Source organism: Clostridium sp. AF36-4 (assembly GCF_003435975.1).
Lineage (GTDB): Bacteria > Bacillota > Clostridia > Lachnospirales > Lachnospiraceae > Eubacterium_F.
In genome coordinates, this window is the sequence record NZ_QTVH01000003.1 from 106,538 (window position 1) to 129,537 (window position 23,000).

The 23,000-nt window shown below is 42.3% G+C and carries 20 protein-coding genes and 1 riboswitch; all 20 genes read right to left on the minus strand.

The genetic code is table 11. The annotated features are described in order from the left end of the window. Nucleotides 1-62 precede the first annotated feature (62 nt). Nucleotides 63-716: a ribulose-phosphate 3-epimerase gene (gene rpe, locus DW005_RS02625; protein ID WP_117478044.1), complete on the minus strand. Its 654-nt coding sequence runs from the start codon at nt 714-716 to the stop codon at nt 63-65. Then, entirely contained in the window at nt 713-1,612 is a 900-nt protein-coding gene (rsgA, locus tag DW005_RS02630; RefSeq protein ID WP_117478045.1) for a ribosome small subunit-dependent GTPase A, read from the minus strand. Before rsgA ends, rpe begins: the two co-directional genes overlap by 4 nt. Beyond that, nucleotides 1,612-3,651: a Stk1 family PASTA domain-containing Ser/Thr kinase gene (gene pknB, locus DW005_RS02635; protein WP_117478046.1), complete on the minus strand. Its 2,040-nt coding sequence runs from the start codon at nt 3,649-3,651 to the stop codon at nt 1,612-1,614. The genes rsgA and pknB overlap by 1 nt, the downstream gene beginning before the upstream one ends. Before the next feature lie 12 nt (nt 3,652-3,663). After that, complete coding sequence (locus DW005_RS02640) at nt 3,664-4,386, minus strand: Stp1/IreP family PP2C-type Ser/Thr phosphatase (protein ID WP_022376570.1); 723 nt, start codon at nt 4,384-4,386, stop codon at nt 3,664-3,666. Nucleotides 4,387-4,399: 13 nt separating this feature from the next. Further along, a complete protein-coding gene (gene rlmN / locus DW005_RS02645; protein ID WP_117478047.1) occupies nt 4,400-5,437 on the minus strand; it encodes a 23S rRNA (adenine(2503)-C(2))-methyltransferase RlmN in 1,038 nt (345 codons plus the stop codon). 14 nt (nt 5,438-5,451) lie between these two features. Further along, nucleotides 5,452-6,762: a 16S rRNA (cytosine(967)-C(5))-methyltransferase RsmB gene (rsmB, locus tag DW005_RS02650; protein WP_117478048.1), complete on the minus strand. Its 1,311-nt coding sequence runs from the start codon at nt 6,760-6,762 to the stop codon at nt 5,452-5,454. After that, nucleotides 6,762-7,484 (minus strand): zinc metallopeptidase, encoded by a 723-nt coding sequence (locus DW005_RS02655; RefSeq protein WP_022376934.1) that lies wholly within the window; start codon nt 7,482-7,484, stop codon nt 6,762-6,764. Before DW005_RS02655 ends, rsmB begins: the two co-directional genes overlap by 1 nt. Beyond that, complete coding sequence (fmt, locus tag DW005_RS02660) at nt 7,478-8,410, minus strand: methionyl-tRNA formyltransferase (protein ID WP_117478049.1); 933 nt, start codon at nt 8,408-8,410, stop codon at nt 7,478-7,480. The genes DW005_RS02655 and fmt overlap by 7 nt, the downstream gene beginning before the upstream one ends. A 10-nt stretch (nt 8,411-8,420) precedes the next feature. Next, complete coding sequence (def, locus tag DW005_RS02665; protein WP_022376932.1) at nt 8,421-8,912, minus strand: peptide deformylase; 492 nt, start codon at nt 8,910-8,912, stop codon at nt 8,421-8,423. Between the two features lie 31 nt (nt 8,913-8,943). Then, nucleotides 8,944-11,187, minus strand: coding sequence for a primosomal protein N' (gene priA, locus DW005_RS02670; protein WP_117478050.1), 2,244 nt, complete (start codon nt 11,185-11,187; stop codon nt 8,944-8,946). 4 nt (nt 11,188-11,191) lie between these two features. Continuing rightward, on the minus strand, nt 11,192-12,595 hold the full coding sequence (gene murF, locus DW005_RS02675; RefSeq protein WP_181974920.1) for a UDP-N-acetylmuramoyl-tripeptide--D-alanyl-D-alanine ligase: 1,404 nt from the start codon (nt 12,593-12,595) through the stop codon (nt 11,192-11,194). 13 nt (nt 12,596-12,608) lie between these two features. Beyond that, the gene (gene dapB, locus DW005_RS02680; RefSeq protein ID WP_117478052.1) at nt 12,609-13,370 is read right to left on the minus strand and encodes a 4-hydroxy-tetrahydrodipicolinate reductase; all 762 of its coding nucleotides are present in this window, start codon (nt 13,368-13,370) and stop codon (nt 12,609-12,611) included. Between the two features lie 35 nt (nt 13,371-13,405). Next, complete coding sequence (gene dapA, locus DW005_RS02685; RefSeq protein WP_117478053.1) at nt 13,406-14,293, minus strand: 4-hydroxy-tetrahydrodipicolinate synthase; 888 nt, start codon at nt 14,291-14,293, stop codon at nt 13,406-13,408. A gap of 90 nt (nt 14,294-14,383) precedes the next feature. After that, nucleotides 14,384-14,555: riboswitch (Lysine riboswitch) on the minus strand. A gap of 43 nt (nt 14,556-14,598) precedes the next feature. After that, a complete protein-coding gene (locus tag DW005_RS02690) occupies nt 14,599-15,279 on the minus strand; it encodes a single-stranded DNA-binding protein (protein ID WP_117478054.1) in 681 nt (226 codons plus the stop codon). Nucleotides 15,280-15,950: 671 nt separating this feature from the next. Continuing rightward, entirely contained in the window at nt 15,951-16,973 is a 1,023-nt protein-coding gene (ilvC, locus tag DW005_RS02695) for a ketol-acid reductoisomerase (RefSeq protein ID WP_022376926.1), read from the minus strand. 77 nt (nt 16,974-17,050) lie between these two features. Next, nucleotides 17,051-17,554 carry an acetolactate synthase small subunit gene (gene ilvN / locus DW005_RS02700; protein WP_022376925.1) on the minus strand — a complete coding sequence of 168 codons (504 nt, stop codon included), beginning with the start codon at nt 17,552-17,554 and terminating at the stop codon, nt 17,051-17,053. Between the two features lie 85 nt (nt 17,555-17,639). Then, nucleotides 17,640-18,665, minus strand: a complete 1,026-nt coding sequence (locus DW005_RS02705; protein WP_117478055.1) for an LCP family protein — start codon at nt 18,663-18,665, stop codon at nt 17,640-17,642. Nucleotides 18,666-18,694: 29 nt separating this feature from the next. Beyond that, on the minus strand, nt 18,695-19,615 hold the full coding sequence (locus DW005_RS02710; RefSeq protein ID WP_117478056.1) for a glycosyltransferase family 2 protein: 921 nt from the start codon (nt 19,613-19,615) through the stop codon (nt 18,695-18,697). Continuing rightward, nucleotides 19,612-20,544: a glycosyltransferase gene (locus tag DW005_RS02715; RefSeq protein WP_117478057.1), complete on the minus strand. Its 933-nt coding sequence runs from the start codon at nt 20,542-20,544 to the stop codon at nt 19,612-19,614. The genes DW005_RS02710 and DW005_RS02715 overlap by 4 nt, the downstream gene beginning before the upstream one ends. Before the next feature lie 15 nt (nt 20,545-20,559). Next, entirely contained in the window at nt 20,560-22,974 is a 2,415-nt protein-coding gene (locus DW005_RS02720; RefSeq protein ID WP_242989342.1) for a homocysteine S-methyltransferase family protein, read from the minus strand. Between the last annotated feature and the right edge of the window lie 26 nt (nt 22,975-23,000).

A 23,000-nucleotide genomic window follows, 5' to 3' on the forward strand; every position in this document is an offset into this window, starting at 1 on the left:
AGGCTGTAAATATGTCAATGTGAATTGACATATTTACAGCCTGTGTATTCCTTATTTTGTATTTACTTCAATAATTCTTTAAAGTTCTTAATATTCTCCAGAACATTGCCTTTAAATATTTTCGTACCGGCAACAAATATATTGGCCCCTGCCTTTTTAATCTCCTCAACATTCTGAAGATTGACGCCGCCATCAACTTCGATATCAACGGAAAGATTTCTCTCATCAATAATTGAGCGAAGCTTTGCAATCTTTGAAAATGTTCTTGTGACAATTTTTTGTCCACCATACCCCGGATATACTGTCATAACCAAAACCATGGATAACTTGTCCAAAAACGGAAGAACCACATCAATATCCGTATCCGGGCTAAGTGCCACCGCCGCTTTGGCACCACATCGACGTATCTCGTCAATTGTTGCTTCCAAGTCATCACAGGCTTCTGCATGAACCGTGATTCCATCCGCACCAATTCCCGCAAACCGCTCCACATGCTTAATCGGATTTACAATCATTAAATGCACATCAAAAAACAGGTCCGTACACTCACGAAGCCCTCTTACTATTGTTGTACCAAATGACAAGTTTGGTACAAACACCCCGTCCATTACATCAATATGAATATAGTCTGCTCCGGCGCTTTGCGCGGTCTTCACTTCCTGACCTAAACAAGTAATGTCCGCCGCCAGAATTGATGGTGACAATTTATATGTCATTTCTTATTCCTCCAATTCCCTCGTCGTTCGCATTCAGCAAGCTCGTTAAATATCTGCACGTAGTTCTCATAACGAGTCTCACCGATTTCACCTCGTCCCCTGGCCTCTTTTACCATACATCCAGGTTCATGAATGTGAGTACAACCCCAATATTTGCACTGCCCCTCATAGGGCAGAAACTCGGTAAAATACCTTCGCAGTTCCTCTTTTTCCACCTCCGGCGGCTTTAAGGAACTAAATCCCGGAGTATCAAACAAAAACGTCTGATTCCCCAGAGAATAAATTTCAGAATGTCTTGTGGTATGCCGGCCTCTGCCGATTTTCTCACTCACAGAACCGGTCACAGAAGCCGCCTGCGGGCATAAACGGTTTAAAAGGCTGGACTTTCCCACGCCGGACGGTCCTGCCAAAACCGTTGTTTTCCCTTCCAGACATTGTTTTACTTTATCAATTCCCATATTTTCGGTATTGCTGATTGTCAATACCTGATTTGCACATTTTTCATAAATTGACAAAAAATGCTTTTCTTCCTCCTCAGACACTATATCCTGTTTACTGAAACAGATAATGGTCTCTACATTCTGCCATTCCATCATAAGTAAAAAACGGTCTAGCAGATTAAGATTCGGCATCGGGTTTGCCATCGCAAAAACGATAAGTGCCTGATCAACGTTTGCCACCGCCGGACGAATCAACTCATTTTTTCTCGGTAAAATCTCCTCCAGATTTCCAAGATGCTTCTCTTCATCCAGCACACAAACCGTAACATTATCTCCAACTAAAGGTTTAATTCCCTCTTTTCGGAAACTTCCTTTTGCCTTACATTCATACAGTTTGTCATCTTCACACCAGACATAATAAAATCCGGCAATTCCTTTTACGATTTTCCCTCTCATTAATCCGCAACTTTCTTAAAGGTTACGTTGTAGGAATCCACACGCTTGGAATCCTTGTATACAATCAGTTCGCCCTGAGAGCCGCTAAAGCCGGTGACTTCATCGCCGGAAAGTGACAATGGGAAATCCATATGCGTCAAACTACGGTTCAAAATAGTCTTTGTCTGACCATCCTGATTTAAAACAATTTTAATCGTTGCTGCCGGGTCAGTCTCGTAATCAAACGGACTGTCAATGCGGATTGTCCCCGACATCTTATAGGTATAGGTCTGCTCCTGCCCAAGGCTTATCGTCACATTAACCGTTGTTCCTTTTTTCACTTTTTTGCCACTGGATTTACTCTGTACACAAATTCTGTTCTTGGCAAAATTGTCTGAATAACTACTTGATGTCGTACCTAACTTTAATCCTACCTTCTCAAGTGCGGTTTTCGCCTGACTCTTTGTTTTACCTAATAAGTCCGGCACGCTAACCGTCTCTGCTCCTTTACTTACATAATACGTAATCGTAGAACCAGCAGCCACATCCTCGCCCTGTTTTGGACTTGTATAAACAACCTTGCCTTCTTCTGTTTTATCACTGTAAACATCCGCACCACGTTTTGGAACAAATCCAGCCGATTTAAGTGCCTCCTCCGCAGCTTCCGGCGTCATTCCCCATACACTTGGAAGCTGGGACGCACGAAGGTATACCGTAATGGTGTCACCTTCTGATACTTCAGATCCAATTGCAGGTGTAGTACTGATTACCTGTCCCGGTTCTACATCACTAGATTCTGCTGTCTCAAATTTATAATCTAATCCTGCACTATCGAGCATGCTCTGTGCCTGTTCCTGTGTCAGACCTTTAATCTGCGGAACCTGTGTTTTATTGCTCTCCGGCGTGCTGACCGGTTCTTTACTTGCCTGTGTTGTCTGTGAAGTCGGCTCCGGTGTCGCTTCATTGGAGGATGAACTTCCTCCCCAGAAACCTACAAATCGACCTAACAGATAAATAATAATTACACCAATAATAATAGCAACGGTTATGCTTCCGATAATCAATGCCTTCTCTAATTTCGGGTCAACTTCACCGTTTGATTCTTCGTCTGCCTCTTCTTCCGTCTTTTCATCTAATGCCTGTTTCGTAGAAGCTGCCTTTAACGAATTCACGTCATTACTCGGAATAAAAATGGTATCCGCATTTTCATACAAATTACGAATCACACCGTACTCACCGGTCGGATCCTGTAAAAACATCTTCAAATCCGCAATCAAATCCATCACCGTCGGATAGCGAAGTTCCGTTTTCTTCTGCATACATTTTGCAACAATATTACTAAGTCCGTGTGGAATTGTCGCATCAATGGCATCTAACGGAGTCGCATCTTCCTGAATATGCGCTAAGGCAATTGCCACTGCACTCTCACCGGTAAACGGAAGAGAACCGCTTAACATCTCATACATCGATACACCCAGTGAATAGATATCACTCTTCTCATCACTGAATCCTCCCCTTGCCTGTTCCGGAGAAATGTAATGTACCGAGCCCATGGCATTTGCTGTAATTGTATTCGAACTTGCTGCCTTGGCAATTCCAAAGTCACTTACCTTTGCCGTACCATCTTTCGAAATCAATATATTCTGAGGTTTAATATCACGGTGAATAATATGATTGGCATGCGCAGCCTCCAAACCATTTGCAATCTGGAGTCCAATTCCAACTGCCTCTCTCACCGAGAGTTTGCCCTTCTGCTCAATGTATTTTTTCAAAGTGATGCCGTCTACAAATTCCATCACAATATAGTGCATATCCTGTTCCTGTCCTACATCATAGACTCCTACAATATTCGGATGGGATAAACACGCAATTGCCTGTGCCTCCTGACGGAATTTTGTAACAAATTTCGCATCCTCGCTATACTCATTTTTTAATATTTTAACCGCCACATAACGATTTAACCGATGGTCTTTGGCACGATATACATCTGCCATACCGCCGGTTCCGACTTTTTCGATTATTTCATATCTTCCACTAATTACTGCACCAATATTAATCATTCTTTCACTCCTTTACAGTCGAACTAAAATCACGCTGATGTTATCTTTGCCACCGGCTTCGTTCGCCTGTTGAACCAATTTTTCCCCTGCCAGTTTCATATCTTCTTTATTTTCTTTTACAATCTTCTCTATCTGGCTGTCTTCAACCATATTTGTCAGTCCATCCGAGCACAGTAATAGTACATCCCCCGGCTCTACTTTCACCTCAAAACAATCCGGTCTGACGGTATCATCCGTCCCCAGCGCTCTTGTAATAATATTCTTATTTGGATGGGTCCGCATCTCTTCCTTTTGGATTTCACCTGACTGAACCATCTCCTCCACAAGCGAATGGTCCACAGTAATCTGCTCCAAATGTTCATGCAGACGATAAAAACGTGAGTCCCCAATATTTGCAATATAGGCAACATCATCTTCTACCATGGCACCAACCACCGTAGTTCCCATGCCGGCAAGGTCGAAATCTTCTTTCGCACACTGATAAACCTTCTGATTTGCCGCTTCAATCGCTTGTTCAAAAGCACTAACCGGAGTCCTTGCTGTTGAACTCTGTATCTGCTTAACCATCTCTGCAATGCATAATCTGGAAGCTAAATCTCCTGCCTTATGTCCCCCCATACCATCTGCAACAAGAAACAGATTCGGAAATCTGCCAATGGGATTCTCTTCACAGAAAACACTATCCTGATTGCTGTTTCTAAGAAGTCCCATATCTGTCATAGAAAATGTATCCACTGTCTGACCTCCTCTAGTTTCTACCATTCTTCGTCAGAAATTTCTTTCGTAACTGACCACAGGCAGCATCAATATCGCTCCCCATCTCTCTTCTTATTGTAACAGTTTTTCTATATTTTTCAAGAATTGTTTTGAACTTCTCAATATCCTCCTTCGTTGAGCGGTAACAATTTCTCTCTTTCACTTCATTTAACGGAATTAAATTAATGTGACAATTTAAACCGGATAACCTGCCTGCCAGTTCCTTTGCGTGCTCTTCCTTATCGTTCACACCGCGAATCATACTGTATTCAAACGTAATACGGCGCCCGGTTTTGTCAAAATAATATTTGCAAGCCTGTATGATTTCACCAATGGTATAACGATTGGCTATCGGCATCGTCTGACGCCTGATTTCATCATTTGGTGCATGCAGGCTGATTGCTAACGTAATCTGCAGTTTTTCATCCGCAAGCATTCTGATTTTATCCACCAAACCACACGTTGATACGGTAATATTACGCTGGCTGATTCCAATTCCTTTCTCACAAGAAACCAGTTTTATAAAACGGAGAAGTTCCTCATAATTATCAAGGGGCTCGCCCATTCCCATCACAATGATATTCGATACTCTCTCTTTTGTATCTTTCTGAATTTGATAAATCTGTGAGAGCATTTCCCCGGCAGTCAGATTCCTCGTGAGTCCGGTAAGTGTAGACGCACAGAATGTACATCCCATCCGGCATCCCACCTGCGACGAAATGCACACGCTGTTGCCATGATGATACTTCATCCACACGCTTTCGATTACATGGTCATCTTCCAGTGCAAATAAATACTTTGCCGTATCTTCTTTTTTCGACACCTGTTTTTCCACCTGCCTTACACCGGATATACAGTAATTCTCTTTTAATTTTTCCCGAAAAGCGGCACTCAGATTCGTCATTTCATCAAAATCATCTGCCTGTTTTTCATGCACCCACTGGAACAATTGTTTTCCACGGAATGCTTTTTCTCCAAGAGAAATGGCAAGTGCTTCCATTTCCTCTAAATTCATGCTCCGAATATCCATCTGTTTCCTCTCTGTTATCTATCCGTTTTCCGCAGTCTCGCCACGAAAAATCCATCACTTTGCTGAAGTCCCGGTATCATCGTAAGCATCCCTTCTGCCGTCATGCGGTTACATAATATCGGTGGCAAAAAAGAATTTAACGACTCAAGTTTTAATCCTAAGTGTTCTACAAAATAGCGAACATTTTCTTCGTTTTCTGCCTGATTCACTGTGCATGTACTGTAAATCAAAACACCTCCCGGTTTTACCATTTTCTCAGCGTTTTCTACAATCTTTCGCTGAATTGGAACAAGTTCTTTGGCATGTTGCAATGCATGGTATTTGATTTCCGGTTTGCGTCCGATAATTCCAATTCCGGAACATGGCACATCGCAGAGAACAACATCTGCCTGCGAAAAAAATGCTTCATCACTCTTTGTCGCATCCCACACTTTACAGGAGACATTTTGGAATTTTAGGCGTCCAAAATTTTCCTCAATTTTTTTAACCTTTGATACCGTTTTATCTCTGGCACTCAAAGATCCCTCACCTTTTAAACATAAAAGCGCATGCATTGCTTTCCCGCCGGGTGCACTGCACACATCCACAACTTTATACCCCGGCCGGATTCCGGCACACAAAACCGGGAGCATCGAGCTTTCATCCTGTACAAAAAACACCCCTTCTTCGTAACCCGGTATTTTTTTTATGTCTTCCACACCGGAAATAATCACCGTATCATCCATATAATAGGCTTTTTTGACAGCGACACCGGCTTTCCTTAGTTCCTCGCAAAACATTTTTTTCGTCCATTTAGACGTATTAATATGTAACGTAATGTCCTTTGTATTCTCTAAAAAAGCCATACCGATTTTTTTTGTTGTTTTTTTGCCGTACTGTTCACATAAATGGTCATATAAATCCCGTGGCAGAGATAAACTTTCCCACGGTTTCAAAGAAATTGAATCCCCGTTTCTCAGTATTGTCCTAAGCACACCATTTACAAAAGCAGTATGTTTTTGTCCTTCTTTCTTTTTTAAAAGTTCCACTGCCTCGTGACAGCTCACTGCCTCCGGCACTTTCTCCATATAGCGGATTTCATAGAGTGCCATGCGAAGAACCGTGCGAACCGGTGCTGTCATTTTTAAGACCTGAATCTTTGCAAATTGATTCAGAATTGCATCTAGTTCAACACTGCGCTCAATTGTTCCGTAAGAAAGACGTTTCAAAAATCGTTTGTCTCTCGTCAAAAAATCATTCTGTTCCACAATCCGGTGGAAAACAGAGTCGCTGTGCTCCCCCTTTTCCATCGTTTGATAAACAACTTCATATGCCTGTAATCTCATCAGTCACGATTGTTCCTTCCAAATAATAAAATCAGTCTTAACAACTGTAAAATTGCAGCAGCCGCAGAAGCCACATAGGTCAGTGCCGCCGCACGCAGAACCTTTTTTGCGCCATCGGTTTCCATTGTTCCAAGAATTCCCGTATCCTGTAAAATCACAAGTGCACGTCTCGATGCATTAAACTCAACCGGAAGGGTCACAACCTGAAACAATACTGCTGCACTAAAAAAAACAATTCCTGCCGTAATTAACACCGGCATACTAAACAAAATGCCGGCAAGAATGAAAAACCACGAAACTCCGGAACCAAAATTTGCAACCGGAACTAATACGGTACGAATGGATAATGGTACATACGAATTGGCATGCTGTATCACATGTCCGCACTCATGTGCCGCCACCGCAATTGCCGCTACTGAATTGCTGCCATACACAGAATCCGAAAGCCCGATCTGCTTCGTTCTCGGATTATAATGGTCCGTCAGATTTCCACTAATATGGCATACCGTCACATCGTTAATTCCCGCATAGGATAAAATGCGCTGTGCTACCTGAGCCCCTGTAAGACCGGACGCACTTCTTACCACACTGTACCTTGCAAAATTTCTCCGAACCATCGCAGAAGCAATCAATGATAAAACAACGCCAATTAAAATCAATACATATGTTGGGTCCCAGAACATATAAAAGGGACTTCCATATCCATATCCGTAACCTAGCATAAACAATCACCCTTTTCTATTTTTACACCGCGTAAGAAACTTCCGGCATCCATTCGTTTCTTTCCTTCTAACTGCACTTCTAAAAGTTCCAGACAGCCGTCACCGGTCTGAACGATAAAACTATTTTTTAACACATCAACAACCATGCCCGGCTTATGTCCCGTATTCCATGGAAGCACGTTCGCACGCCAGAGTTTTAATGTTTTTCCCCGGAATGTGGTATACGCACTCGGCCATGAATTCATTCCACGAATATATCGTTCCACTTTCGCAGCATCCCAATTCATGTCAATTTTACCCATATCTTTTTTGAGCATTTTCGCATAGCAGCTTAAACTGTCATCCTGCTTTTGTGGTACAATCTCACCTTTTTCCACTTTCTCCAAAGTTTCTAACAAAAGGTCTTTTCCCATTTCCGAAAGCCTATCATGAATCGTTTCTGCTGTATCCTCTTTTTCAATCACCGTTTCTGCTTTTAACAGCATATCACCGGTATCAAGTCCTTCTGCCATCTGCATCGTCGTTACACCGGTTTTTTCATCCCCTTCAAGGATTGCCCACTGCATCGGTGCCGCACCGCGCCAGCGCGGAAGTAACGACGCATGAACATTAATACAGCCGAACTTTGGATAATCTAAAATCTCTTTGGATAAAATCTGTCCAAAAGCAACAACTACAATCACATCACATGGAATCTTTCGAAGCTGTTCCACAAATTCTGCATCTTTTACACGTGCCGGTGTATAGACCGGAATGTCATTTTCAACTGCCACTTCTTTCACCGGAGTAAAAACCAGTTTCCCACTGCGTCCTCTCGCTTTATCCGGCTGCGTCACAACCGCTGTAACCGTGTGTTCCTCTGAGGCAATCAAACCTTTTAATACAGGAACGGAAAAATCCGGTGTACCCATAAAAATTACATTCATGTGCTGCCTCCTATTCTCCAAATTCTTTTTCAAATTCCTCGATGGTATACAGTCTTCCCTCCACTTTATTTACATACAAACCGCCATCTAAATGCTCGATTTCATGTACCAAAGCGCGGGCAAGCAATTCTTCTCCCTCAATCTCAAAAGGCTCCATCTCTTCATTGTATGCCTTTACGACAACATGATTCGGTCTTGTTACTATACCAACTTTGTCCGGTACGCTTAAACACCCTTCGCTGCCTCTCTGCTCCCCATCGGCCGAAATAATTTCCGGATTAATCAAAACAATCGGATTGCTTCTGTCTTCCGTAATATCAATTACGGCAATCCGTTTCAAAATACCGACCTGAGGTGCTGCTAAACCAACACCATCTGCGTCATACATCGTATCAAACATATCCGCAATTAACTCTTTATTTTTTTCTGTCATCTCTTTTACTACTTTACATTTTTTGGTGAGAATATCATCACCAATCATACGAATGTTACGAATTGCCATTTTTTCCTACCTGCCTTTTCTTTTCTTAGATTTAGTAACCATTTACCGGGTCTCTGTCATACTGCACACTGCATGTTTTTTGATTTACGACACGGCGGTTTGCTTCTTCTGCAATTTCTCTGACACAAGCCATTGCTTCTTCGTCCATGCTCTTTACATATAGAACATACCGGTACCTGTCTTTGGCGCGGCTTAACCCGGCTTTTGACGGACCAATAAGCGTAACTGCATCACCGCACACAGAATGTATGTTTTCTGCCAGTTTTTCGCTCAATGTTTTCGCTTCGTTCTCTTCTTCCGATAGAATGAGAATCGCCGCCATCTGCGAATATGGCGGATACTTCATAAGCCGCCTGAATGCCAGTTCATTTTCGTAAAAATATTCGGCATCCTGCCCGGCAACCGCCTGAATTGAGTATTCCTCCGGATTATAAGTCTGAATCACAACTTCCCCGGCTTTTTCTGCCCTCCCGGCGCGGCCGCTTGCCTGCATAAGCAGTTCAAATGTGCGCTCACTGCTTCGGTAATCCCCCGCATATAAACTCATGTCAGCCGCTAATGCTGCCACGAGCGTAACATTAGGGAAATCATGCCCCTTTACAATCATCTGGGTGCCAATTAAAATATCTGCTTCGCCATTACGAAAGGGTGTCAGGACACTTTCATGTCCGTGTTTTCCCGTTGTTGTATCTCCATCCATCCGAAGAACCCTTGCCGCGGGAAACCGCTTATTCAGCATCTCCTCGACTTTCTGCGTGCCAAGCCCAAATGCTGCAATATATGGCGAACCGCACGATGGGCATGTCTTTGGCATAGCGATTGCATGTCCACAATAATGACAGACCAATGTATCTACATCACCGACATGATTTTTGTGTGCCGTCATAGAAACTTCACAATGACTACATTTTAACACAAAACCACAACTGCGACAAGAAACAAAGCCTGCATATCCACGCCGGTTTAAAAATAGTATGGTCTGCTCCCCTCGTTTTAACCGTTCCTCGATTTTCTCCTGCAGCACACGGCTGAAAATTGAGCGGTTTCCTTCTTCTAATTCTTTCCTTAAATCCGCCACATAAACCTTTGGCATACTGACATGGTTTACTCGGTGCGGTAACGTAAGAAGTGTATACTCTCCCGTTTTCGCCTTCTCATAGCTCTCAACTGACGGTGTCGCGGAGCCTAATACAACACTTGCCCCGCTCTGCCTTGCTCTCTCAATCGCCACATCTCTTGCATGATATTTGGGCGGCTTTTCACTTTTATAACTCATCTCATGTTCTTCATCAATGAGAATAAGTCCCAGATTTGAAAATGGAATAAACAAAGCGGAGCGTGGTCCGACAACGATATCCACTTCTCCTTGTTTTGCCCTCTCATACTGGTCGTATTTTTCTCCTTCTGACATTCTGGAATTTAATACCGTTACCCGATCTCCAAACCGCTTTTGAAAACGAACTACCGTCTGGTAAGTAAGTGCAATTTCAGGAATCAGCATAATAACTTGTTTGTTCTCCTGTAAAACTGCCTGTATCATTTCCATATAGACTTCCGTTTTTCCACTGCCGGTAACACCATATAGCAGATACGTCGTCCGCCTTCCCTGCCGGTAGTCTCCGGTAAATGCATCCACTACCGTCTGCTGTTCTTCATTCAACATCTTTTTTTCGGAAGATGCCTTTCCATCAAAGACCGGATTCCTATATTTCTTTTGGTTTGTAACAGTAATCCATCCCGCCTTCGCCATGCTGTCAATCACGGGTTTCGTAATCTTATATTTTTTTGCCGCCAGCTTGCTTGTCATCTGTCCACCTTCTGCAAACATTCCCTGCAGGAGGCGCGCTTTTGCTTTATAATGCTTTAACAGACAGCGGTTTAATTCCTTCTTCATTTCATCTTCGGGCAAAGCAAAATTAAGCCAGTGTTCTTCCACTGACTTAATCTGCCTCCGAATCGGAAGCACCGTTTTTAATGCTTCATTCATTGTTGTTCCATATCTTTGTCGAATCCATGCTGCCAACTGAATCAACTTAGATTCTACCGGAAGTTCCTTTTTCTCAATCTCAGAAATTTCCTTCATCCGTTCAACCGGCCATGCCGCCTGTTCCGTTATATTCATTACATAACCGCGAATCAGACGATTTCCCCTTCCAAAGGGGATTTTGACACAGCACCCGGCAAACACTTCACCTTCCCATTGTTTCGGAATTATATACTGAAATGTCCGGTCGAGTGCTTCCACCGACAAATCTACGATAATATCTGCAAACAACCTGTCACTCCTTTATCAGTCGTTTCACAACTTCATCCATTTTCATTCCACGGGAACCTTTTACCAGTACCCAGTCTTCTTTTTGAAGTTTTGTTTCCAATTCTTTCATTACTTCATCTTTAGACTCTGCAGAAAAAACCGGGATATCGCTATGTGCCTTTACATAATCACTGATGTGAGCCGCTTCTTTTCCAACCGTAAAGAGGTAGTCAAGCCTGCGTCCCTTATTTTGTTCCTCTATGATAAACTGTCCGATTCCCTCGTGAAGTTTTCCGGAATCTTTTCCCAGTTCCAGTACATCCGCAAGAACGGCAATTCGTCTGCCATTTCCCGGATAATCAAACAGTGCATGAAGATTACTCGTAATCGAATCCGGGCTTGCATTGTAAGTATCATCAACAACGTGAATCCCATTTATATCATGCACAACACCACGCATCGCAATCGGCTTGTAATTTTTCAAAGCCTTAATGGCATCCTTTACCGGCACGCCATACTTGCGGCCAATTGCTATCGCAATCACGGCATTATTTACATTATGGGTTCCCATCACAGACAGCAAAACTTTTTCTTTTCCCTCGCTGTCATGATACACAAAACTCTGTCCGTCCTCATTTGCACTCATTTCATCCGCAAAATACTCACAGCCGGACTCTGTTCCATAGTAAGAAACCTTATAGTTCCCTTTGCAGCGGGTGGACGGAACCTGTGTCTCAACTAATTGTCTCACATCTCCGTTGCCGCTGGCAAACAGCGTACCGCCATCCGGAAGATAACTAACAATCTTTCCTTTTTCTTTGCAGATGTTTTCTCTTGAGCCCAAATTCCCAATATGAGAAACACCAATATTTGTCAAAACCGCGCATTCCGGTTTTACCATCTCGACTAACCGATCCATTTCACCCGGCATACTGATTCCCATTTCAATCACGGCAAGTTCTGTATCTTCATCCAGTTCAAACATCATCAGTGCCACACCAATCTGGCTGTTTAAATTCTTGTAAGTTTTAACCGTGCGGTACTTCGTTTCCAGTACGGCAGCAATCATTTCCTTCGTCGTTGTCTTTCCAACGCTTCCGGTAATACCAATGATTCTTACCGGAAGTTTACTGCGGTACCAGGCAGCAAATTTCTGCATTGCCAAAAGTGTATTGGAAACGTATATTCCGGCACCCTTCTTTTCCTTCTCTCTGTCATCCGAAAAAAATACACAAGAAGCCCCTGCCTCCAACACATCCGGAATAAAACGGTGCGCATCCACACGCTCTCCTATAATTGGCACAAATAAGGTTCCAGTCTTTACTTCTCTTGAATCGGTTGAAACATTTGTCACGGCAGCATTTTCATCGCCCCAAACAAGTTTACCACCGACTGCTTTCACAATATCCTTTATCTGAACCTGTCTCATCTTGTCACCCCTATCAGTTTGCCGCAATGACATCTGCCATCTCGTAACGGCCCGCTGTCTTTCCTTTTAAGAATTTTGCCGCTGCCACAGCGCCTTTTCCAAATACAGCTTTACTGTAGGCAGTATGGGAAAATGTAATCACTTCATCTTTACCGGCAAAAATCACATCGTGGTCGCCGACAATCGTACCACCACGCACTGCGGAAATGCCAAGTTCTTTTTTATCACGTTTCTGTCTTCTCTGCGAGCGGTCATAAACATACTCGTATGGATTTCCCATTGCCTCATTAATAGAATCCGCTAATGCAAGTGCCGTACCGGATGGAGCATCCAGTTTCTGGTTGTGATGTTTTTCTACGATTTCCACATCAAATCCTTCTGTAGCAAATACTTTTGCCGCATCCTGCACCAGCTTCAAAAGTGTGTTGATACCAAGTGACATATTCGCAGATTTCAAAACGGCTGTCTGTGTTGCTGCTTCTTCAATTTTAGCAAGCTGCTCATCGTCATATCCGGTTGTGCAAAGTACTACCGGCACTTTTTTCTCTTTGCTGAATGTAAGAATATCATCCAAAATTTTTGGTGTCGAGAAATCAATCAAAGCATCTGCCTCTACATCACAGTCTGCTAATTTCTGAAAAACAGGATAACAATGTTCTTTCGTATCCACCATATCAATTCCTGCTACAATTTCTGCCTCAGCATCTTCATTTACAATTCCGGTAATCATGCGCCCCATTGCACCATTACATCCGCACATAATAATTCGAGTCATCGTCTTCCTCCTAATTCTTTTTCAATCGTAACTAATTATTTGATAACGCCGGCTTTTCTCATTTCCTCTTCCAGTCTCTTTGCATTTGCATCTTCCATTTCTGTAAGAGGCAGACGCAAACTGCCCACTTCCATTCCCATCAGATTCAATGCCTTCTTTACAGGAATCGGATTTACTTCGCAGAACAAAGCCTTTACCAAATCAAAATATTTCAACTGCATCTCACAGCTCTTTGCCACATCACCATCAAGATAGCTTGCCACCATATCATGGGTCTCTTTTGGCAGAATATTTGATAATACGGAAATTACGCCTTTACCGCCAAGGGAAAGAACCGGCACAATCTGGTCATCATTTCCGGAATATACATCAACGGTTCCCTTAGCTAAACTCATTAATTCCGCAACTTCTGAAATATCACCTGTCGCATCCTTTACGCCGACAATATTTGGTACTTCATGACACAAATCCACAACTGTCTGTGGTGCTAATCTGGTACCCGTACGACTTGGTACATTATATAAAATAATTGGAACATTAACTTCTTTTGCAATGGCTTTGTAATGTGCTTTCAAACCATTCTGTGTTGCCTTGTTATAATATGGAGTAACTAAGAGAAGTCCATCCACTCCACTTTTCTCTGCTTCTTTTGACAACTCAATTGCCGACTGTGTGCAGTTCGAACCGGTTCCTGCGATAACCGGAATCCGTTTATTAATTACTTCACAGGCAAAACGAATACATTCCAAATGTTCTTCATCTGACAGTGTCGATGCCTCACCGGTTGTTCCGCAAATAATGATGGCATCTGTTTCATTTGCCACATGAAACTCTAACAGTTCTCTCAATTTTTCATAATTCACACTTCCGTCGTCATTCATTGGTGTAATCAATGCAACACCTGCTCCAGTAAAAATAGCCATTTTCTTCATCCTTTCTGAATTACGTTTTGTGCTTATGAATGGATTGCAAAAAAAGGAGCTGACACACGTGCCAACTCCTCATTGTTTTCGATAACGAGTAGCACTCCATCATAGCGATGACAGTCATATGATTATTTACCATATGCCCAGAAGAATCATGTGCAGGCAATCCTCTCCTTCGGCAGACGTTCCTTTCACAAATCATCATCCATCCTGTCATGTCCGATTTGCTACTGATAAAGTCCGCGCCTCTACCTTTCTATATAAAAGAATATCACTCTTCCCTTTAGCGGTCAAGCATTAGTTCACTCTTTTTTATCTTCTTCATCAATCACACAGGCCGCAGTAATCTCATTACTCTCTTCCACACACTCCAATTTGCTGACGGAAATTTCATAAGCAACGCGTGTTTCATATTCCTCATCACCAACCTGCTTCTGGTATTCACGGCTCTGAATCCGTCCCCACAGCTGAACGTGTTCTCCTACACCAAATCCATCGGCATAACGAGCATTTCTTCCCCAGCAGATACAAGGAATGTAATCGGATTTGCCATACGGACGATTGACAGCCATCAAAAGGTCCGCAATTTCTCTTCCAAGCGGTGTCTTTCGATAAACCGGTGGTTTGCACAAATAACCATCCAAAAAAATATAATTCGGTTTCTCTACTTCCATCTCTTCTTCGTCTATATGTAAATCTCTTACAAACACGGATAAAACAAGCCGGTTATGATTTTCTTCATGACGGTTATAAGAGCGAAACTGTCCACTCGCCTCCATATACATACCTCGGTAATCCTTCGTTATGTCAATAAGCCGCTCCGATACCATGAGCGGAATCTTGTCATACACTTGGCTCAATCGTTTTACCGAAAGATACACCATATAGAATCCTTCACCATACACTTCATGGCTAAAAGCAAACTCACTTACCACTTCACCATAAATATTCACCTGATTGTTTCCCAAAATCTTATCTGCCATTTCTCATGACCCCCTTTGTTTTTTGTCTGCTTGAATCAAGCATTTTTCTATACATAACTATATATATGTCGTATAATTCATTTTTAGAACTTATATTTAATATTTTTTATTTTATTTTTACCGTTTTGTCATCATATCATATATTCTAATATTTTGCAATAAAAATCATGAAATGGTTTTTAGGCAATAGATGATGTTTCTTTTTTAGGTTTTTCTTACTTTTAGTATAAAGGCTTTGCGTCTCGTGGGCACTTCCGTTCATTGAGTACGTAACAGTAGGGGCACTGAAACTACCAGTGCCACCTACTGACGCACTCAAAACCCACTCCCCACAAAGACTTTATACTAAAATTATGAAAACTTAAAAGAGCAGCGTCAATTTCTAAACACAGTTTTGGGTTGCGATAAATATTTTTTTGGGGGTCTTTTACGCTTCCGGTAATTTGCCAGAAAGACTTTGCGATTCGTGGGTTTTGAGTACGCCGGTATAAGGTGCTTGTATATGCGTCAGCATAAGCACCCATACCGCTGCGTACTCAACAAACGAAAGTGCCCACGAAAAGCAAAGCCTTTCTGGCAAATTACGGAACCTAAAAAAGAGGCACAAAAAAAGAAACCCAATTCACAAAATGAACCGGGTTTCTTCTTAATTATCTGTTTATATCTTAAAATTAGTTGTTGATCAACTTATCTTCGCCATTCCAGCTATACAATTTACGGATTTCTTCACCAACTACTTCTGATGGATGCTCAGCAGCTATTTTTCTCATAGCTTTGAAGTGAACCTGTCCGCCAGCTTCTGACATGTCAAGCAAGAAGTCTTTTGCGAAAGTACCATCCTGAATGTCGGAAAGAATCTTCTTCATGGCTTTCTTTGTATCCTCTGTAATGATTTTTGGTCCTGTTACATAATCACCATACTCTGCTGTGTTAGAAATGGAATATCTCATGCCTGCAAAACCACTCTGGTAAATCAAATCAACGATAAGTTTCATCTCATGGATACACTCAAAGTATGCATTTCTTGGGTCATAACCAGCTTCTACCAAAGTTTCAAAACCAGCCTGCATCAATGCACAAACACCACCGCAAAGAACAGCCTGCTCACCAAAGAGGTCAGTCTCTGTCTCTGTACGGAAAGTTGTCTCCAAAACGCCGGCTCTTGCACCACCAATTGCAAGGGAGTAAGCAAGTGCAAGTTCCAGAGCTTTTCCTGTTGCATCCTGATGTACTGCTACCAAACAAGGAACACCTTTTCCTGCCTGATACTCGCTGCGTACCGTATGTCCCGGTCCTTTTGGTGCAATCATCGTTACATCAACGTCTGCCGGTGGAACAATCTGATTAAAGTGAATATTGAAACCATGAGCAAACATAAGCATATTGCCTGCTTCCAAGTTTGGCTCGATGGACTCTTTGTACATTTTTGCCTGCAGTTCATCATTGATAAGAATCATGATGATATCAGCTTTTTTAGCAGCTTCGGCTGCCGTATATACTTCAAATCCCTGCTCTTCTGCTCTCTTCCATGATTTTGATCCTTCATAAAGACCAATAATTACGTGGCATCCGGACTCCTTTGCGTTCAATGCATGTGCGTGTCCCTGACTACCATAACCGATTACGGCAATTGTTTTACCGTCCAGTGCTGCCAAGTTACAGTCATCCTGGTAATAAATCTTTGCTTCTGACATATTTACAGCCTCCTAAATTAATTGTATTTAAAGCCTATCCGGGATAAAATCCCGTGGATGGTTTTCTAAGTAGTAAATTACTTACTCTCTTTGGCTCCATCATAAAAACCACGAGCCAAACCGGAAATACCGGTACGTACCAGTTCTTTTATCTCATAGCCCTCAATCAGTTTGATAAAAGCGTCCAGTTTTGCCTGATTACCCGTCAACTCAATCATCATTGAATTATCTGCAACATCTACAATTTTCGCACGGAAAATATCAACAATCGCATTAATGGCCGGTCTTGCGTCTTTATCTGCTTCAACCTTAACCAATATCAATTCACGGCATACCGATGCTTCACCGGTAAGCTGTTTGACGGATTTTACATCTTCTAACTTATTAACCTGTTTTTCAATCTGCTCCAGCACAATATCATCCCCCGTAACGGATACCGTCATACGGGAAAATGCCGGATTCTCTGTCTCACCAACAGTCAGACTGTCAATATTATAACCACGGCGGCTAAATAAACCGGCAACACGGCTCAACACACCGGAGGTATTATTTACTAATATAGATAAAACTACTTTACTCATGGGATATGCCCCCTCTTTATCGAATATCCTAGCGTATTAATCTGAAATAACGCTCATTTAATTGTAGCAATATAGGTCTTTATTGTCAACTCTTAAAGAGAAACTTTTTAAGTGCGGATTTGTTGCTTGGCAAATCCGGCACAAGGCACGACTGACCGCGAATTGTCTGGCTTGTATAGCCGCCTTCAATCGGCAGGCTGAACTGATGGATTTTTGTCGTCCCCATCCGTACAACAGCAAGCAGATATGAATAAATATCCCGCTCATCTACATCTGTTTTTACGTTTGGCATAATCACTTCTGCCAGTTCAATCATCTCTTCCGGAGACAACTGTTTTACCTTCTTAAGAATTGCCTGCATCGTCAGACGCTGACGTTCTGTTCTTCCGTAATCATCTCCTTTTCCGCTTGCCGTATAAACGCCCGGATAATGACCGTCCGGCTGTCTCTTACCATGACGGATCCGGCAGTAGCCAAGTGCCTGCTGCCCGTTAAAGATTTGTTTTCCCTTTTTCACACTGCGGTACTTTCTTCGTTTGATATAATTGGTCTGGCGAAGATTCAGTGCCTCTGAGTCAGTCAGATTTACCTCGATACCGCCAAGTTCATCAATAACATTAACAAAGGCGTCGAAATTCACTTCTACGTAACCATCTAATTTGATACCAAAATTTTTCGCCAATGTTTTATAAAGCAATTTGATACCGCCAAAGGAATAAGCAGCATTTAATTTATAACCGCCATATCCCGGTATATCCACATACATATCACGCATCAAAGAAGTCAATTTCAGCTTGTTATGTTTAATATCCAAGGTTGCAATCATCATCGAATCCGAACGTCTCTCAACATCCTTATCCTGTTCATCCAGATTCTTATCTGCACCAACCAATAAAATATTCACAATTTCTGTATCACTGTCTAACGCATATTTACTCAAATCCATCCCGGATACTTTATTCGATTTGTCATAATTCATCAAACCCAACATTTTATCTCCGGTATGCTTAACATAAGCCAAACCACTGCCTGCCGTCATCGACAGCAAAATTCCAATCACAAGAAATACTCTTGCCACAATCTTCCCTTTTCCCGCTTTTGTTTTACCCATATCAGGCCTCTCTTTCTATTCTCTCGTATTTATAATAAGAAAAACAATCCTGCATTTCGAATCAGACCGCTTTTCAAAAAACCATACCGCAATGCCAGATAGCGTCGTCCCAAAAAGGAAGCATCCGTCATTGCCGCAAACTTCGTTGCCGTTTTTCTCTGTTCTTTGGTCATCTTTGAATCAAAGACCTGCAAAAAAGCTTTTCCCTGCCGATACGTGTCAAAAAGTACCTGCCGCTGCTCTTTCATTTTGGAAACTCTTTTTTTTAAGTAACCGGAATACGATGTTCCTCCGATTTGATTTCCTTCATGCTGGCGGTACATAAGCGTCGCCTCCGGCAAATATCCAATGGCACCAAAGTGACTGCATATCAAAGCAAGCCACCAGTCATGCACCCGTATTTCTTCCGGCAGCTCTTTCAAATACGGAAGAATTGCCCGGTTCATCATAATGGTGCAGCCAATACACTTATTTTCCATAAAAAGATGCGCGGTGTCAACCTTTTTTACATTCAAATGACTCATTTCGTGAAAACGTCCCAGTTTTTTTCCGGTACTGCTGTCAAAATTCATGGCATCGGTAAAGACAAGCACCGGCTTTTCCGGATTTTCTCTCTCCATCTGTTTCATTTTCTCCAAGGTAAGCTCTACCTTATCCCAATTCCAGATATCATCCTGGTCACACAGCATAATATACGGGCTGTCACAGCGAACAATGCCAGACATAAAATTTCTTATATACCCTTGATTTGTCTTATTTTCAAAGAGACGTACACGACTGTCCTTTTTTTCATATTCCTTTACAATCGAAACTGTGTCATCCGTAGAGCCGTCATCACATACATCCACTAAAAGATCCGGATAACTCTGTGAAAGCAAGGAATCCAACTGCTCTTTTATATATTTTTCACCATTATATGTTGCCATAACAATCTCAACTTGTTCTTTCACTCCTTATCCCTCCAATACGATGGATTCATCGAAAATTTCTTTACCAGCCAGAGCGGAAGTTTATCATACTTCTTGCCAAACCGGTATCCTAAAAACTTAAAGCCGCTTTGGAAAATCAAATCCGGCACAAGATACCATTTTCCATGACGGAACAAATATTTCATCGTGTTTTTCACTAACCGCATTCCCTCGGATTCCGATTTCACCCCATCAAAAATTTCATGATACTGGCGCTGGGAAACTGCCAAATCAAAATTTCTCGTAAACTGCTGTCTGTAAGTGTATTTATGAGCATGGATAACCATCGCCTCTGCCACATAAGCAATTTTATATCCTGCCTGTATCACTTTCGATGCCATAATCATATCTTCATTGAAAATGGTATGAAGCACAAAGCCGCCCATTTTTTCATATACATCTTTACGGTACATTGCGCAGACATTTGAGCAGAAATACGTTTTAATGCCCATTGTTTCCAAATCCCTTTTGGATTTCACATAGCTCTTTGCCGGATAATTAAACTCTCTTGTATAATGTTCAATCACACCAACCGTATCATCCGGCAACTGTCTTCCATAGGCTGTTGCGGCTTCTTCCTCTTCCATTGCCCGTACCAAATTCTCAATAAGGTAAGCATCAACCGGAACTGCATCCTGCGTCATAAAGAGCATATAATCTGCCTTTGACAAGGCCGCCCCTTTATTTCTGGTGCCGCCATGGTCAAAATCCTTTTTCTCAATCGGAACAATCTCCACATTTTCCGCCTTTTGTAACATCTGTAAAACTTCTTCATCTTCTTTTTCCTCAACTAACGTCTGCATAAAAAATACATGTGAAGGTTTTACAGTCTGTTTGTTCAGCCAGTCAATTAGTTTTGTCAATTTTTCTCTCTCCGGACGGTATACCGGAATAATTACATCAACCACCATCAAAATCCCCTCTTCTTACTTCTCAAGCAGACGATTTACTACTTTAACCGCCTCTCTGGCATCTGCCGAATAGCCATCTGCTCCAATTTCTTCAGCAAAACTTTCTGTCACTACTGCGCCTCCAATAATAATCTTAGCTTTTACGCCCTGTCTCTTCGCCTCATCCACAACTTCTTTCATCTCCATCATCGTCGTTGTCATAAGGGCAGACAGACCAATAATCGAAGCATTCTCAGCTTTCGCAGTATCTAAAATTGTCTGTGTTTCCACATCTTTTCCTAAATCAATGACATGATACCCATAGTTTTTCAGCATCAGTGCCACCAGATTTTTCCCAATATCGTGAATATCGCCCTTTACGGTTGCCACCACGATAGTTGCCAGTTTTTCATTCCCTCTTGCTGCCTCCAAAAGCGGCTCTAAACGGTTAATCGCCTTTTCCATCGTTTCGGCACTGGCAATAAGCTGAGGGAGAAAATATTTCTTCTGCTCAAATAATTCGCCGACATAATTAATTGCCGCAATCAAATACTTATCAATAATCTCAGACGGCTCGGTTCCCTTTTTCAGTTCTTCTTCCACAAGTTCAAGCACATGTCCGCTCTTTCCTTTGACAACCGCCAAATACAACGGGTGGCCGTCTTCCTCTGCTACTTCATTCTTTGGCTGGCTCTGCGTAATCACAGCTCCCGCCACACCATTAATATAATGCAAATCCGCTTCTTCTTTATTCAAAAGCAAATCCGAAGCAAGTGCGGCATTGACAAGCAGCGTCTGAGATGGATTCGCAATTGCCATCGTAAGTCCCTGTCCAATCGCAAGTGTTAAAAATGCTGTATTAACAAAAACTCGTTCCGGCAGTCCAAAGGATATATTGGAAAGACCGCAAATTGTTGCCACACCCAATTCATTTTTACAGTAGCGTATCGTCTCCAACACTTCAAGCGCGGCATTTTTATTTGCTCCTATCGTAGCCACCAAACCATCCACGACAATATCTTCTTCTGCCATTCCCTGACGTTTTGCCTCGTCTAATATTGTATGGATAATCGTTTTTTTCTCATCCAAATCTTTTGGAAGTCCGGCATCTGACAAAGGAAGCAGAATAAACATTGCACCGTATTTTTTTGCAATCGGTATTAATTTTTCAAACTTTTCCGGTTCCAGAGAAATCGAGTTAATCAAAGCTCGTCCCGGATAAATACGAAGGGCACTTTCCACAACGTCAACATAACTCGAATCTATGCTAAGCGGCAAATCCACTGTCATTGTCAACTCATTAACCGCACGCAACATCATCTCTTTTTCGTCAATTCCATTCATTCCCATATTGACATCCAGAATTGATGCACCTAATTTTTCCTGTTCTTCTGCCATATCCATAACAAGACTCAAATCACCCGCACGCAGTTTTTCCTGCAGTTCTTTTTTCCCGGTAGGATTGATTCTCTCGCCGACAATTCGAAATCTTCCATCTAATGAAATCGGTGTAATGTTGCGCTCTGTTGTCAAGGCACGTATACTTTTCCTCTCCGGAATTTCTCTTGCTTTTTTCTCTTTTAACCGGCCGACAAGTTTCTGAATATGCTGCGGCGTTGTTCCACAGCATCCGCCAAGCACAGTTGCCCCAACATCCACAAGCGGCATCATTGCCTCTGAAAAACTCTCAGCATCCATATCGTAACACGTCACACCATCCTGCAAAAACGGCAGTCCGGCATTTGGTTTTACGACAAGCGGAACACAAGCATATTCCGCCATCACTTTTACCGCATCTACCATCTTATCCGGTCCTGTCGAACAGTTAATTCCGATGGCATCTGCCCCCATCGACTGCAAAACAACCAATGCTGTCTCAGGGCTCGTTCCATATAACGTCCGTCCATCCTCCTGATACGTAAGCGTCACAAGCGCCGGTATGTCACAAGTTTCTTTTACCGCCAGCAAGGCAGCACGGCATTCCTGCAAACTCATCATCGTCTCAATCGCAAATAAATCGACGCCCTCTTTCGCCAACAAACGAACCTGCTGTTTATAAACATCTACCAGTTCTTCGAACGGCATACTTCCAATCGGTTCCAACTGCTGCCCGGTCATGGAAATATCCCCGGCAACATAAATTTTGCGGTCTGTTTTACTTCTGCGAATTGCTTCTTTTGTGAGACCCACCAATGTTTTCGTAAGTTCTTCCTGCTTAGACGCAAGTCCATATTCATCTAATTTAATTCGATTACAGGTAAATGTCGGTGTATAAAGGACATCCGAACCTGCCTCAATATATCGGCACTGTAAGTCAATAAACACTTCCGGATGTTTTGCAATCCACTGCTCCGGACAATCCCCGCTTTTCATACCGGCCTGCTGTAAATTTGAACCGGTTGCGCCGTCTAATACCACAAATCCTTGTCGTAAAAATTCTCTAAAATCCACTCTTTTGTTGCCTCACTTTCAAAAAA